Annotated in this window: 15 protein-coding genes; 5 read left to right on the forward strand and 10 right to left on the reverse strand. The window is 74.8% G+C overall.

Annotation, left to right across the window (positions count from 1 at the left end):
• Window positions 1-92 precede the first annotated feature (92 nt).
• The 3 genes from ABD080_RS03050 to ABD080_RS03060 all read left to right on the forward strand — a co-directional run bounded on the left by ABD080_RS03050 (window position 93) and on the right by ABD080_RS03060 (window position 3,612).
• A complete protein-coding gene (locus tag ABD080_RS03050) occupies window positions 93-1,244 on the forward strand; it encodes a DUF819 family protein (RefSeq protein WP_343903599.1) in 1,152 nt (383 codons plus the stop codon).
• Entirely contained in the window at window positions 1,241-2,374 is a 1,134-nt protein-coding gene (locus tag ABD080_RS03055; protein WP_343903600.1) for a dipeptide epimerase, read from the forward strand. Before ABD080_RS03050 ends, ABD080_RS03055 begins: the two co-directional genes overlap by 4 nt.
• An 89-nt stretch (window positions 2,375-2,463) precedes the next feature.
• Entirely contained in the window at window positions 2,464-3,612 is a 1,149-nt protein-coding gene (locus ABD080_RS03060; RefSeq protein ID WP_343903602.1) for a C40 family peptidase, read from the forward strand.
• A gap of 58 nt (window positions 3,613-3,670) precedes the next feature.
• Here the strand turns inward: ABD080_RS03060 and ABD080_RS03065 are convergent, their stop codons facing one another.
• From ABD080_RS03065 to ABD080_RS03100, 8 genes are all read right to left on the reverse strand, one after another.
• On the reverse strand, window positions 3,671-4,513 hold the full coding sequence (locus ABD080_RS03065) for a serine hydrolase (protein ID WP_343903603.1): 843 nt from the start codon (window positions 4,511-4,513) through the stop codon (window positions 3,671-3,673).
• Window positions 4,514-4,547: 34 nt separating this feature from the next.
• Window positions 4,548-5,354: a hypothetical protein gene (locus tag ABD080_RS03070; protein WP_343903604.1), complete on the reverse strand. Its 807-nt coding sequence runs from the start codon at window positions 5,352-5,354 to the stop codon at window positions 4,548-4,550.
• The gene (locus tag ABD080_RS03075) at window positions 5,351-5,938 is read right to left on the reverse strand and encodes an RNA polymerase sigma factor (protein WP_343903605.1); all 588 of its coding nucleotides are present in this window, start codon (window positions 5,936-5,938) and stop codon (window positions 5,351-5,353) included. The genes ABD080_RS03070 and ABD080_RS03075 overlap by 4 nt, the downstream gene beginning before the upstream one ends.
• A gap of 33 nt (window positions 5,939-5,971) precedes the next feature.
• Complete coding sequence (locus ABD080_RS03080; protein ID WP_343903606.1) at window positions 5,972-6,535, reverse strand: P-loop NTPase family protein; 564 nt, start codon at window positions 6,533-6,535, stop codon at window positions 5,972-5,974.
• 110 nt (window positions 6,536-6,645) lie between these two features.
• The gene (locus tag ABD080_RS03085) at window positions 6,646-6,993 is read right to left on the reverse strand and encodes a hypothetical protein (protein WP_343903607.1); all 348 of its coding nucleotides are present in this window, start codon (window positions 6,991-6,993) and stop codon (window positions 6,646-6,648) included.
• Between the two features lie 51 nt (window positions 6,994-7,044).
• A complete protein-coding gene (locus tag ABD080_RS03090) occupies window positions 7,045-7,893 on the reverse strand; it encodes an aldo/keto reductase (protein WP_343903608.1) in 849 nt (282 codons plus the stop codon).
• Between the two features lie 100 nt (window positions 7,894-7,993).
• Complete coding sequence (locus ABD080_RS03095; protein ID WP_137769099.1) at window positions 7,994-8,461, reverse strand: NUDIX domain-containing protein; 468 nt, start codon at window positions 8,459-8,461, stop codon at window positions 7,994-7,996.
• A complete protein-coding gene (locus ABD080_RS03100) occupies window positions 8,458-8,949 on the reverse strand; it encodes a PTS sugar transporter subunit IIA (RefSeq protein ID WP_343903609.1) in 492 nt (163 codons plus the stop codon). The genes ABD080_RS03095 and ABD080_RS03100 overlap by 4 nt, the downstream gene beginning before the upstream one ends.
• 148 nt (window positions 8,950-9,097) lie before the next feature.
• On the opposite strand from ABD080_RS03100, the gene ABD080_RS03105 reads away from it, so the two are divergent.
• On the forward strand, window positions 9,098-10,054 hold the full coding sequence (locus tag ABD080_RS03105; protein WP_259361099.1) for a sugar-binding transcriptional regulator: 957 nt from the start codon (window positions 9,098-9,100) through the stop codon (window positions 10,052-10,054).
• Between the two features lie 18 nt (window positions 10,055-10,072).
• Here the strand turns inward: ABD080_RS03105 and ABD080_RS03110 are convergent, their stop codons facing one another.
• Window positions 10,073-11,005 (reverse strand): aminotransferase class IV, encoded by a 933-nt coding sequence (locus tag ABD080_RS03110; protein WP_343903610.1) that lies wholly within the window; start codon window positions 11,003-11,005, stop codon window positions 10,073-10,075.
• A 70-nt stretch (window positions 11,006-11,075) separates the two neighbouring features.
• Window positions 11,076-12,296 carry a WXG100 family type VII secretion target gene (locus ABD080_RS03115; RefSeq protein ID WP_343903611.1) on the reverse strand — a complete coding sequence of 407 codons (1,221 nt, stop codon included), beginning with the start codon at window positions 12,294-12,296 and terminating at the stop codon, window positions 11,076-11,078.
• Window positions 12,297-12,530: 234 nt separating this feature from the next.
• On the opposite strand from ABD080_RS03115, the gene ABD080_RS03120 reads away from it, so the two are divergent.
• Window positions 12,531-13,445: a DMT family transporter gene (locus tag ABD080_RS03120; protein ID WP_343903612.1), complete on the forward strand. Its 915-nt coding sequence runs from the start codon at window positions 12,531-12,533 to the stop codon at window positions 13,443-13,445.
• The last annotated feature ends 20 nt before the right edge of the window (window positions 13,446-13,465 follow it).

Genomic DNA, 13,465 nt, shown 5'->3' on the forward strand with positions numbered 1-13,465 from the left:
TCCGCAGCGCGCCCTCGCGGCGCCCTGTGCGATGCTTCCGATTTTTTTGTCCCCGGAACCGGCCGGAGCCCTTCCCCCTCTGAGGAGTCCCCGTGATCACCGACGGCCTGCTCATGCTCGGCGTCCTGCTCGGACTGTCGTGCGTGCTCATCGTCCTGGAACGCACCACCGGCTGGAAGCTGTTCAAGTACGTCCCCGGCATGGTGCTGATGTACCTGCTGTGCGCCACCCTCAACTCGATCGGCGTGTTCGGTCAGGACGAGGCGACCCGCGCCCCCATCACCGAGGTCAAGAACGTCCTGCTGCCGGCGATGATCTTCCTGTTCCTCTTCGGCTGCGACCTGCGCAAGATCATCAAGCTGGGCCCCAAGCTCCTGCTGACGATGTTCGTCGCCTCCGCGTCCCTGTTCATCGGCATGGTGCTCGTGTACGCCCTGTTCCAGGGCGCGCTGCACCCCGAGGCGTGGAAGGTGCTCGGCGCGCTGCTGGCCTCCTGGACCGGCGGCAGCGCCAACATGGTCGCCGTGCAGGACATCCTGCAGGCGCCCGAGAACATCTTCGGCTACGCCCTGATCACCGACACGATCATGTACTCGGTGTGGCTCATGCTCATGTTCGCCTCGGTCGCGATCTCGCCGCGCTTCAACCGCTGGACGAAGGCGAACACCGCCTACCTCGACGTGCACGCGGGCGCCGCGGAGGAGGAGAAGCAGCCGATCACCGGCACCTCCCTCGCGATCGTCGCCTTCGGCGCCATCTTCGTCTCGACGCTCTCGATCTGGATCGGCGGCCTGCTGCCGGAGTTCGGTGCGGTCGTCAACGGCACCACCTGGTCGATCCTCATCGTCTCCGTGCTGGGCCTCGTCGTGGCGCTCACGCCGCTCGGCACCACGGCCGGCGCGAGCGAGATCGCGAGCCTCATGCTGTTCGTGGTGATCGGCCAGATCGCCTCGGGCTCGGACTTCTCCGCGATCACCGAGGCGCCGCTGTACCTGCTGATGGGCGTCCTCGTGCTCGTCGTGCACATCGTGATCATGCTGGCCTACGCGAAGATCGCGAAGGTCGAGCTGTTCTCCCTCGCCGTCGCCTCGACGGCGAACATCGGCGGCATCGCCTCCGCGCCGGTCGTGGCGAGCGCCTTCAACCGGCAGCTGGTGCCCGTGGGCGTGCTGTTCGCGCTGATCGGCTCGTTCATCGGCACGTTCGTGGGGCTCATCGCGGCGCAGGTGATGTCCGCGCTGTGAGCATCGACGACCGCTCCCCCGCCGCTCCCCTGCACGTGGTGGCGGTGCGCGCGCACCGCCACCGCTCCCCGCTGCTGCGCCCCTTCGTCACCGCCGCCCGCCGCACCGACTCGGTCGCCTTCGTCGTCGCGGAGGTGGAGCTCGACGGCGGCGTCGTCGGCCAGGGCTCCGCGGCGGAGACGGTCGCGGTCACCGGCGAGTCCGCCGCCACGATCCACGAGGCGCTCACGGGCCCGCTCGGCGCGGCCCTCACCGGGGCCCGCGGCACCCTGCCGGAGCTCGCCGCGCGGATCGCCGGCGCCCTCCCCGGGGCCACGAGCGCGAAGGCCGCGCTCGACGTCGCCCTGCACGACGCGGCCGCCCGTGCCGCCGAGGTCCCGCTCGTGGAGCTGCTGGGCGGCTCCACGGGGGGCGAGCTGCTCAACGACATGACCGTCTCCCTCGAGGAGCCGGAGGTCATGGCGCGGCGCGCCCGCGAGGCCGTGGACAGCGGCGAGCAGATCCTCAAGATCAAGCTGGGCCGCGACCCGGAGGAGGACCGTCGGCGGCTCGACGCGGTCCTCGAGGCGGCTCCCGGGGTGCGCCTGCGCCTGGACGCGAACCAGGGCTGGAGCCCCGAGGAGGCGATCCGCATCCTCACCGGGCTCGAGGCGGACGCCCTGCCGATCGACCTCGTCGAGCAGCCGGTCGCGGCCGCCGACCTCGACGGCCTCGCACAGGTGCGGGCCGCGGTGGGTCTGCCGATCATGGCCGACGAGGCCGTGTGGACCGCGGCCGACGCGCGCCGTCTCGTCGACGCGGGCGCCGCGGACCTCCTCAACATCAAGCTCGCGAAGACGGGCGGGGTCCGGGAGGCGCTCGCCATCGCCGACGTCGCCCAGGAAGCAGGCCTGACCTGCATGATCGGCGCGATGATGGAGCCGCGGATCTCGATCACGGCGGCCGCGCACCTCGCCGTCGCGCATCCGGCGATCACGCTCATCGACCTCGACCCGCCCGCCTGGTTCGCCTCGCCCCTGCCCGGCGGCGGATACGTCCAGGACGGTGCTCGTCTCCGCCTGCTGGGCGGCCCCGGGCTGGGCCTCGACCTCCTGGACCCGTCGAGCGATCCTGACGGGGGTGAGCACTGACCTCCTCCCCGCAGGACCTGGAACCCGGACCTCATCCCGATCCCCGTCGCGGCGGACCACCCGCCGCGGCCCCACCGGAAGGACCTCTCATGTCCCGGAACGACAGCACTCCCCGCAGCATCCGTCCCCTGACCGGCGCCGACGCCGGCTTCTCCCGCCGTGCCGGTCTGCACGCCGCCGCGCTCGGCGCCGCGGGCCTCGGCGCGGCCGGCCTCGCGACCGCCGCCGGCGCCTCGAGCGCCCTCGCGGCCCCGTCGGCCGTCGCAGGCCCGTCGGCCGCCACCACCCGCGCTCCCCGCGCCGGGGAGGAGGCCGTCGTCGCGGTCTCCGCGACCACACTCTGGGTGGAGCCGCGCACGAACCGGCCCGGCATCGACGACCCGTCGCTCACGAACCCCGTGGATCTCGACGCGTGGAACGCGAACATGCAGGACACGGAGACGCGGCGCTGGCTCACCGGCGAGCTCGAGTCCCAGGCGGTGCTCGGCAGCCGCGTGATCGTCGACGAGGTCGACGGCGACTGGGCGCACGTGGTCGTCACCGCGCAGCCCACCCCGCGCGACGAGCGCGGCTACCCCGGCTGGGTGCCGCTCGCACAGCTCGTCCCCGACGACCGCTTCCTCGAGCGGGCCGAGACCGCGCCGACGGCGACCGTGACCGCGCTGACCAGCCGCCTCACCGGCACCCCGTCGGGCAACCACCCGGGGATCCCCGTCTCCTTCGACACGGTCCTGCCGGTGCTGAGGCGCACCGCGAAGGCCGTGCAGGTGGCCGTCCCCGGCGGCGAGCCCGCCTATCTCCCCGCCGCCGACGTCGTGGTCCGTGAGCCGGGCGGGACGCCGCCGCTGCCCACGGCCGACGAGGTCATCGCGACCGGTGAGCGGTTCCTGGGCCTGCGCTACCTGTGGGCGGGCGTGAGCGCGTGGGGCTTCGACTGCTCCGGGTTCACGTACACGCTCTTCCACCACCACGGCATCACCCTGCACCGCGACGCCGGCCCGCAGATGCGGAACTCGGGTCTCGAGGAGGTCGCCCGCGAGGATCTCCAGCGCGGTGACCTGGTGTTCTTCCTGACGGAGCCGGGCGCGACCTCGATCCGCCACGTCGCCATGTACGTGGGCGACGGGATGATCATGCAGGCGCCGAACGCGTCCCGCAGCGTCGAGATCATGTCCCTCGAGGAGTACGACACGGACGGCGAGTACGCGGGCGCGCGACGCGTCCCGCTCGCCGGCTGATCTGGGAGGGAACGGGGCCCGTGGCCGGTCATCGACCGACTGCGGGCCCCGTCGCCGTTCAGGCCGGCGCGAGCACGGCGGGCGGCAGCAGCTCCCGCGCCGCCGCGACGATCCGTGCATCGGCCTCGTCCTGCGGCAGCCCGGAGGTGAGCACGGCGAGCACGCGCCGCTCGGGCGAGCCCGCCTCGCCGATCACGGCGACGTCGTGGCGGTAGCCCTCCACCCATCCCGTCTTCGAGCCGGCGTCCACGCCGTCCCGCAGCACGGTGGTGATCACGCGGATCCGCTGGGCGCGCAGGGCGTCCAGCGCGAGCGTGCGCGCGGCGTCCCCGAGCAGGTCGGGGTCCCCGGCGAGGGCGTGCACGGTGCGGGCGAGGTCCCGGGCGGAGGTCTCGTTCGTGGCGCCCGCCGTGATCGCGGAGGCGTCCCCGATGAGCCGCTCGACGCGCGTCGCCGTGAGGCCCAGGCGCGCGATGGTGCCGGCGACAGCGGCGAGGCCCTGTTCCGGGGGTGCGCCGACGCCGCCGCCGAGCAGGGCCACGGTGTGGTCCGTCGCCTCGTTGCTCGAGCGGTCGATCATCCGCACGAGCAGCTCGCGCACCGCGATCGGCGCCCCCTCGGCCGGGTGCGTGGGGTCGAGGTGGTCGCCGCCCAGGATGAAGGGGCGGCCGTCGGCGCCGACGAAGCCGCGCGTCGCGGGGACCTTGGCGTCGAGGTCGAGTGCGCCGCCCTGCGCCGCCTGCAGCGCGGCGAGCAGGACGTGCAGCTTGATCGTGCTCGCCGCGTAGAAGGGACGATCCGTGTCTCGCTCGTGCAGCACCCGGCCCGCCCCGTCCAGCAGGCACACGGCCACATGCTCCTCGGTGCTCGCGGCGGCGGTGGGCAGGGGCTCGGCACTCATGCCTCGACCCTACGGCCGACGGCACCGCGCCCGCTCACGGCGCCGAGAGCTGCACGGTCCGGGTCGTGCCGTCCTCGAGCGTGAGCGTGGCCTCCGGGGTCGGGTGGGGGTCGCCGTCGTCGGTGATCGGCCACCAGGCCAGGAACAGCCCGTCGTCGATGCTGGCCTCGACCGGCCCGGCCGAGGTCTCCAGGACCATGCTCTCCACCTGATCGCCCACATGGCCGGCGACGGCGGTGTGTCCGGAGGGCTGCCATCCGTTCTGCGCCTCGGCGGAGGAGAAGGCGGTGTCCACGACGACGGCGATCGCCCCGTCGTCCGGCACCTCCCCCGCCCCGGGCGGCTCGAGGGCCGAGGTGGTCCCTCCGACGGGCTCCTGTCCCGGCACGAGCGTCGCCAGGCAGAGCAGCTCGTCGCCGTCGCCGTCCTCGCCGATCGCGAGCGTGGTGTCTCCTCGCTGCTCCTGTACCCGCAGTCGCGGCTCGACCGGACCGGTCTCGGGGTTCGGCGTGCTCCACCAGGTGAGGCACTGCTGGGCACCGGCGCTGTCCGGGGCGGCCGGTGACCCGGCGGCGGTCCAGGAGGCGGCGGCGGTGGTGGGTCGCAGCGCCCCCAGCCCGGCGGCGGCGCCGACGCCGAGCACGCCCGCGACGACGGCCGCGAGGGCGAACCGGCGCACGCGCCTCCCCCGACGCGGCGGCACGGCGGCAAGGACGCGCCGGGGCGTCGTCCGGGGCGTGGCGAGGATGCTCTCGAGGTCCGCCCGGGCACGCTGCGGTCGAGCGGCGGGCGGGGCGGGATCGAGGCTGCGGGCGGCGGCGTCGAGATCGGCGGTCTTCATGAGGCGGGCTCCTGGGTGGCAGGACGACGGGCGGCGACGGGGAGCGAGTCCCTCCTCGGCGGTGACGGGGCGGGCCGCGCCTCCATCGAGGCGCGGAGCCGACGGCGCGCGCGGGACAGGCGCAGCCGGAACGCGACCGCGCTGATCCCGAGGACCTCGGCGGCCTGGGCCGAGGTGAGGCCGTCGAGCACCGCGAGGGCGAGAACCTCCTGCTCGGCGGCGGCGAGGGAGTTCCATGCCGTCGCGAGGTCGATCCGCAGCACGGCGGCGTCGTCCTCGTCGTCGACGATCCCTCGCGCGGAGCCGCTGTCCACGAGTCGCACCGCTAGCGCGTCCCGGCGGCTCGAGCCGCGACGCGAGTTCGCCATGATCCCGCGCGCGATACCGAACACCCAGGCACGTGCGTCGCCGTGGTCGGCGGGCAGGTCGTCGAGCCGGCGCCAAGCGACGAGGAACGCCTCGGCCGTGACGTCCTCAGCACCGTCCTCGAGGCGACGGCGGACGAATCGCAGCACCTGGTCGTACGCGTCCTCGAAGAGCGCGACGAATCGCTGCTGGTCCTCGGAGCCCTGTGGTGTCGTCACGTCCCGTTCCTGTCCGGCATCCCGCCGGGCGTGTCACCGGCTCGAGCCGTCGTGCGCTCCGGCGGGGGTCTGCGGCGACTCGTGCCCCCGGAGACAGGGCTCCACCCGTTCCCAGAGGAGGCGGGCGCAGTCCTGCGGCGACGTGTCACCCTCGGTGCGGATGATCGACGCCGGCGGCAGGAGCTCGCGGAGCGCGGCGGCGTCCGAGAGCGCATCGGCGACGAGCGGCTCCGGCTCGCCGCGGCCACGGAGCCGGGATGCCCGGGCGGCGTCGTCGATCTCCCAGCCGAGGACCGTGACCTGATCGGGCGGCGGGAGCTCGTCCGGCACCTGCACGAGGAGCACCATGTCGAACCCGGCGCGCGTCACCAGGGCAGAGATCCGCTCCCAGTGGCGGTCGTAGGCCGGCCAGAGCGATGCCGCGGACGGGTCGGCGATCCGGACGCCCAGCAGGGCCCCGTCCTCGAGCACCTCGTCGATGTCCACGATGACAGCGGAGCCTCGGGCCAGCGCGATGAGGTGGGGCAGCACGGTGCTCTTCCCCGTGCCCGGCGGTGCCGCGACATGGATCAGCTCTCCCGCTCCCTCGGTGCTCATGCCCCGACCCTACGGCCGACGGGCCCCGCACCAGAGAAGAATCGGCATCCCAGGGAGCATGCCGGTCGGGTCATGCTCCCTGGGGTGCCATCGGTGTGCCCGAGGGCTGCTCAGCGCTCGCGGCGCAGCGGATCGTCCTCGGTGAAGGGCTCGTCCTCGAAGGCGTCGACGTCCTCGTCGTCGCCGTCGAGCTCGGCGACCTCGCGGGGGTCCTCGCCCTCGGCGACCATCTCGTCACCGTCGCGGTTGCCCTGCTCCGCGGCGGCGACGTCCTCCTCGCCGAGCTCGACGGGGAAGTCCGCGGCGGAGTCGGTGCGCTCCTCGGCGTCCCGCTCGCGCTCGAGCTCGAGGATCGCGTCGGCGTCCTGGACCCCGTCGGGGCCGGTGAAGTCGCGGTCGACCTCGGGGCGGTCCTCGCCGCCGTCGGTGGTGACCTCGTCGTACGGGTTCTCGCTCATCTGATCCTCCTGGTTCTCGGTGCTGCGGATGCTGCGGGCGGTGGCCTCGGCTCAGGCGCCCTGGTGGCCGCCGAACTCGCTCGGGTTCGGGCCCTGGCGGCCGTCCTCGCCCTTGTGCAGGGCGCTGATCTGCGCGATCTCGTCCTCGGTGAGCTCCACGTCGAGGGAGGCGAGGTTCTGGGCGATGCGCTCCGGGGTGACGGACTTCGGGATGACGACGTTCCCGAGCGCGAGGTTCCAGGCGAGGATCACCTGGGCGGGGCTCACCTCGTGCGCCTGGGCGATCGCGCCGATCACCGGGTCCTCGAGCTCGCCGCCGCCCTGGCCGAGCGGTGACCAGGACTCGGTGACGATGCCCTTGCTCCTGTGCAGCTCACGCAGCTCGGGCTGGGTGAAGTACGGGTGCAGCTCGATCTGGTTGAGGACGGGCAGCACGCCGGTCTCCGCCTCGAGCTTCTCGAGGTCCTCGGCGCGGAAGTTGGAGACGCCGATCGAGCGGATGCGGCCCTGCTCGTGGAGCTCGACGAAGGCCTTCCAGGTCTCCACGGCGAGGCCCTTGCCGGGCGCGGGCCAGTGGATGAGGTAGAGGTCCAGCTCGTCGAGGCCCAGATCCGCCATGGTCGCGTCGAAGGAGCGCAGGGTCGCGTCGCGGCCCTGGTCCTGGTTGGGGCACTTCGAGGTCACGAAGATGTCGTCGCGCGCCAGCGAGGAGGCGGCGAGGGCGCGGCCCACGCCCTGCTCGTTGTTGTAGCCGCGGGCGGTGTCGATGTGGCGGAACCCGGTCTCGAGGGCGGTGCCCACCACCTCGGCGGCCTCGTCGTTCCCCACCTGCCACACGCCGAAGCCGAGCTGCGGGATGGAGCGGCCGTCGTGGAAGTCGATGCGGGGCGTCGTGGTCATGGGGGTGTCCTCCGTGAACGTCGATGGTGATCAGCAGGTACGGGATCCACCCTAGCCACGCCGGAGGGAACGCTCCCAGGAATCTCCGACCGTCCGGTCCTCAGGGGGCGGTGGGTCCGATGCCGACGGGCCTGCTGCTGGGATCGTCCTGCAGCCAGGCCCCCAGCTCCCGGGGGCGCACGTCGAACTCGTGGAGCCGGTCGATCGGCAGCCACACCGATCCCACCTGGCCGGGATCGGGATCGGTGCCCAGCCCCGGCTCCTCCCCCTCCGCGAGGCCGCACCAGTAGGCGACGTTGACCTGGTGGAACGGCGGGATCGGGGCGCCGTCGACGAGCCGCCGGCCCAGCTGCACCTCGTACACGCAGGCCACCTGGAAGACGTCGACGTCGGCGCCGATCTCCTCGCGGCACTCGCGCCGCAGCGCCTGCTCCTGGGTCTCGCCGTGCTCCTGGCCGCCGCCGGGCGGCCCGTACAGCTCCTCGCCGTCGGTGGTGAGGACCTGGTTCATGAGGACGTGGCCGTCGCGGACCACGAGCGCCTTCACGCCCAGTCGCGGTGAGCTCATGCGTCCTCCTCCCCGGCGAGCAGGCGCGAGGCGCGCCCGGCGAGATCGGTGTCGTCGGCCGCGTCGAGCAGCCGGGTCACCTGCGCCTCGTCCCGCAGCACCGCCATGAGGTGCTGGAGGGCGCGCAGGTGGGCGCGGGCGTCGGTGAGCAGCGGCATGGCGATCAGCCGCACCGGCAGGCGGCGCACCTGCCCGTCCTCGTCCGTGCCGCCGCCCATCTCGCCGAAGCCGACGGGCTCGGCGAGGGTCGCGATCGCGAGGCCGGGCCGATGCACGAACTCCGGGTCGGCGTGCGGGATGGCGGTGGGCAGCGGGGTGGGCAGGCCCGTGGGGTAGCTGCGCTCCCGCTCGAGCAGCGCGGCGGAAAAGCCCTCGGCGACGGAGCCTTCGTCCAGCAGGTGCGCGGCGAGGGTGCGCAGGGCGTCCTCGGCGTCCGCGGCGCGCAGGCCGCTGAGCGCGAGGACGATGTCGATCTCCCCCTCGGGCACGGGGGGTTCCGGTCGCGGTTCGGTGGGCGGCATCGCTCTCCCTCGTCTGGCCTCGGGCGGTGCCCTGATTCTGGCACCATCGGCGCCGCGACGGGGAGCCCTGCGTACGCTGGGCCCGTCCCCGCCGCGCCGATCCCCTGGAGCCTCGATGCCCGCGCCCCGTGACACCGCCGTCGTCGTCCGGGCGGCGCGCCTCTACTACGAGCTGGGCCGCTCGCAGACGGAGGTCGCGGAGGAGCTGGGGCTGTCCCGCTCGAACGTCTCCCGCATCCTCACGCAGGCCCGGGACCGCGGGATCGTCGAGATCACGATCCACGACCCGGACGGCCCGCCCCGCCGCGACGAGACGCTCGAGGCGGCGCTGCGCTCCGCGTTCTCCCTGCGGGAGGTGCACGTGGTCTCCGCGCCCCGCACCCCCGGGATCGACGCCGTGGCACGCGAGGGCGCGGCGCTGCTCTCCCAGCGCGCGCCGCAGGTGGGGAGCATCGGCGTCTCCTGGGGGCAGACGGTCCAGAGCGTCGTCGCGGCGCTCGAGTCGCTGCACCTGCGGCCGGCCCCGCGGGTGCTGCCGCTCGTGGGCGGGCACAGCGCCCTGGACCAGCTCGACGCGGGCGAGTCGGTGCTGCGCACGCTCGCCTCGCGGCTCGGCGCCCGCGCGGAGACGCTCTACGCCCCGGCGGTGCTCGAATCCGCGACGGCGGTCGCGACGCTGCGCGGGGAGTCGAGCATCGGCTCGGTGCTCGAGGCGGCCGCGCAGGTGGAGCTCGCCCTCGTGGGCATCGGCTCCGCGGGCGTGCACTCCTCCCCGCACATCGTGGAGCTCATGCGCCTGGACGCCGCGGAGCGCGAGCGGTTCCTCGCCCAGCGCCCTGCGGGGGACGTGTGCGGGCGCTTCGTGGACGGCGACGGCGTGCCGCTCGGCGCGCCCACGGATCAGCGGGTGCTCGCGGTGACCTTCTCCGAGCTGCTGCGGGTCCCCGAGGTGCTCGGGGTCGCGGCGGGCGCGGAGAAGGCCCCGGGCGTCATCGGCGTGCTGCGCTCGGGCGCGATCCACACGCTCGTGGTGGACACGGACCTCGCCCGGGCGATGCTCGAGCGGGCCTGATCTCCTCCTCTTCCGCGCTCAGGCGCGCCCGGCGATCGCGTCGCCGAGGCGGGCGGTGAGCGCGGCGTCCACGGGCAGGTCCACCCCGTCGAGCTGCCGGATCGGCGCGGCCAGACGGCCCGAGGAGAGCAGCCAGGCGGCGTCGGCCTCCCGCACCTGCTCGATGGTCAGCAGCTCCTCGCCGCACTCGGCACCCTCGGCCCGCAGCAGTGCGAACGCGCTGGCCACGCTCGTGCCGGGCAGCACGCCCGCGTCCACGGGGGTCGTCACCCAGCGGTCACCGAGTCGCACGAGCAGGGTCGACGTCGGCCCCTCGAGGGCGTAGCCCTCGGAGGAGACGAAGAGGACCTCCTCCGCGCCGCGCCGCTGGGCCTCGCGCAGCACGGCCATGTTCACGGCGTAGCTGAGGGTCTTGGCGCCCGCGAGCAGCCAGGGGCTCGACGCCGGCGCGGTGGTGGGCAGTCCGCGGTCCAGGGAGACGACGCTCAGCCCGGCGCGGGCGGGGGCGTAGTCGTCCGCGACGCGGGCGTGGATCCAGCAGCTGGGCACGCCGCTGCCCTCGACGCCGCGGGTGAGCGAGAGGCGCACGGTCAGCTCGGGCACCGGCGGGTGGGCGGCGACGGCCGCCTCGAGCGCGGCGCGGAGCACGTCGTGGTCGGGGCCCGCCAGGTCGATCATGGCGGCGCTGCGGGTGAGGCGGTCCAGGTGGGGGCCGACGTTCGCGAGCGTGCCGTCGAAGGCGCCGAGGGTCTCGAAGACCCCGTCGCCGCGGGTCGCGACGAAGTCGGTGACGAGGAGCTGCGCAGCCGACGGGTCCGCCTCGCGGAAGTCCGGTGCGCCGCCTGCGGCGGGACCGTAGGCGCGCTCGACGAGGATCAGCACCGGGGCGGGTGCGGCGCCCTCGGGGCGGGCCTGGTCGGTGCCGGGCTGGGCGGCGGTCGTGGACGTCATCGGTTCCTCCTGTCGGCGCGGCCGCGGGGGTGCGCGCGGCCGGGTCCAGGGTAGACCCGGCCCGGCAGGCTCAGGAGCGGCCGATCTCCGCCCCGGCACCGCCGGCCCGGGAGCTGCCCGGCCCCATGGCCTCACCCATCATCTGCAGGATCCGCTCGAGCAGGCTCATGCCGCCCTCCTCGGTCCGGACTCCGACGTGGGAGGCGACGCTGCCGCCGCTCTGGCCGGCGCCCTCGGCGGTCCCGCCGCCGGTGCCGCCCGATGCGCCACCGCCGGACCCGCTGCCCGAGCCGCCACCATCGGCACCGCTGTCGCCCGCGCCTCCGGAGCCGGAGCCGCCACCGGACCCGCCGCCGCCGCCCGAGCCGGAGCCCCCACCGGAACCGCCGGAGGAGCCGGAGCCCCCGCCCGAGGCGCCGGATCCCTCGGACCCCGCACCCTCCTGCGAGGGCGAACCGGCGGACCCCTCCGCCGCGCCACCGCCCGCGGAGCCCGTGCCGCCGCCGGCGCCGAGCTCGTCGCCGATGCCCAGGGCGTCCCCGACCCCGAGCCCGGCCCCGAGGTCACTGCCGAGCCCGCCGCCCGCACCGGAGAGGAGCTGCGCGAGCCCCATGCCGGCGCCCACGCCCGCGAGGAAGCTCTCGAGGTCCAGGCCCTCACCGCCCGCGCCGCCCATGCCCCCGCCGAGCATGTCGCTCAGTGCGGAGCCGATGAGCCCGCCGAGCAGCCCCGCGAGCAGGCCTGACTGCCCCTCCGGGGTGTCCAGGAGTTCGCCGAGCGCCTGCTGGAGCGGGCTGCCGCGGTCGCCGAGCAGCGCGTCGAGGATCGCCGCGGGGTCGCCCGAGGCGAGGGCCTCGGAGAACGCGGCGAGCGCGTCGCCGTCGGCCCCGGACTCCCCACCGGATCCGCCGGACGCGCCGCCGTCACCGGAGCCGGCTCCCGCGCCGCCACCGGCACCGGAACCCCCGCCGGCACCCGATCCCGCACCGCCGCCGCCCGACCCGGAGCCCCCGCCCGGGGCGTCCGGCGCCGAGGTGGCATCCTGCTCCTCCGCGTGGTGCAGCAGGCGACGGGCGTGCAGGCGCAGCTCGACCGCGCTGTCCTCGAGGCCCGCGCGCACGCTCCCGCTCCAGCGCGCGCGGAAGCGGTCCGCGTCCTCACCCGTCCACTCGGTCCCGTCGATCGCGGAGCGCAGCTGCGCGTACAGGCCGTCGATCTCGTCGGCCCGGCGCGAGACCGTCGCACCGAAGGCGCGCAGCGCCTCCGTGTCCGCCCCGATGAAGGTGCTCATCCGTCCTCTTCCCCTGCCTCGGCCCTGGTCGTCCCCCGGTCCCGCTCACCGTAGCGGCGGTCCCCCGCCCCCGGCGATGGGGAGCACTCCCCATCGACGGGGCGCGCTGAGCACCGGCACGGCCACCCCCTCCCGGGGCATACAGTGGTCGGCCGTGACCTCCCCCAGCACGCCATGGACGCCGTGATGACGACAGAGCCACCCGCCGCCGAACGGCCCGCATCCCACCACCACGTGCCTCGATGGGCCCTGCCCGCCGCCGTCGCCGGCGGTGTGCTCGGCGCGATCCAGTCCCGGGTGAACGCGGATCTCGCCGCCGCCCTCGACGACGGCTTCGTCGCGGCGGCGATCTCCTTCGGCTCGGGGCTCGTGCTGATCCTCGTGCTGCTCGTGTTCCTCCCGCGCGTGCGCACGCTCGCCCGGGCCTTCGTGGGTGACCTGCGCAGCGGCGCCTTCCCCTGGTACCTCGCGCTCGGCGGGCTGGGCGGTGCGAGCTTCGTGCTGGGCCAGGGCCTCACGGTGGGCCTGGTGGGCGTGGCCCTGTTCATCGTGTGCGTCGTCGCGGGGCAGACGGTCACCGGGCTCGTCGTGGACCGCACGGGCCTGGGCCCCGGCGGGGTGCGGCACCTGACGCCCACCCGGCTCGTGGGCGCCCTGCTCATGGTCGCCTCGGTGGCCCTGGCGATGTCCGGCGGGATCGCGACCGACGCGCCCTGGTACCTGCTCGCCCTGCCGATGGTCGCGGGCGTCGCGGTGGGCCTCCAGCAGGGGGTCAACGGCCGGGTGTCCCAGCACAGCGGCCACTTCGTGGTCGCGACGCTCGGCAACTTCGTCGTCGGCACCACGGCGCTGGTCATCGCCGCGCTCGTGCACGTGGCGGTCGTGGGGGCGCCGCAGCCGCCGCCCGCGAACCCGCTGCTCTACATCGGCGGGGCGCTGGGCGTCGCCTTCATCGCCCTCGCGGCGCATCTCGCGGTTCCGCTCGGCGTGCTGACCCTCGCGATGTCCACGATCGCGGGGCAGATCATCGGCTCCGTCGTGATCGACGCGATCGCCGCGCCGGGCCATCTGACGCCGTTCACGATCGCGGGCACGGTGCTCACGCTCGTCGCCGCCGGGGTCACGGCCTCGCGGCCCCGGCGGGTCTGACGGGCGCCTCCCGGCCGACC

The organism is Brachybacterium rhamnosum (genome assembly GCF_039526185.1).
Classification (GTDB): Bacteria; Actinomycetota; Actinomycetes; order Actinomycetales; family Dermabacteraceae; genus Brachybacterium; species Brachybacterium rhamnosum.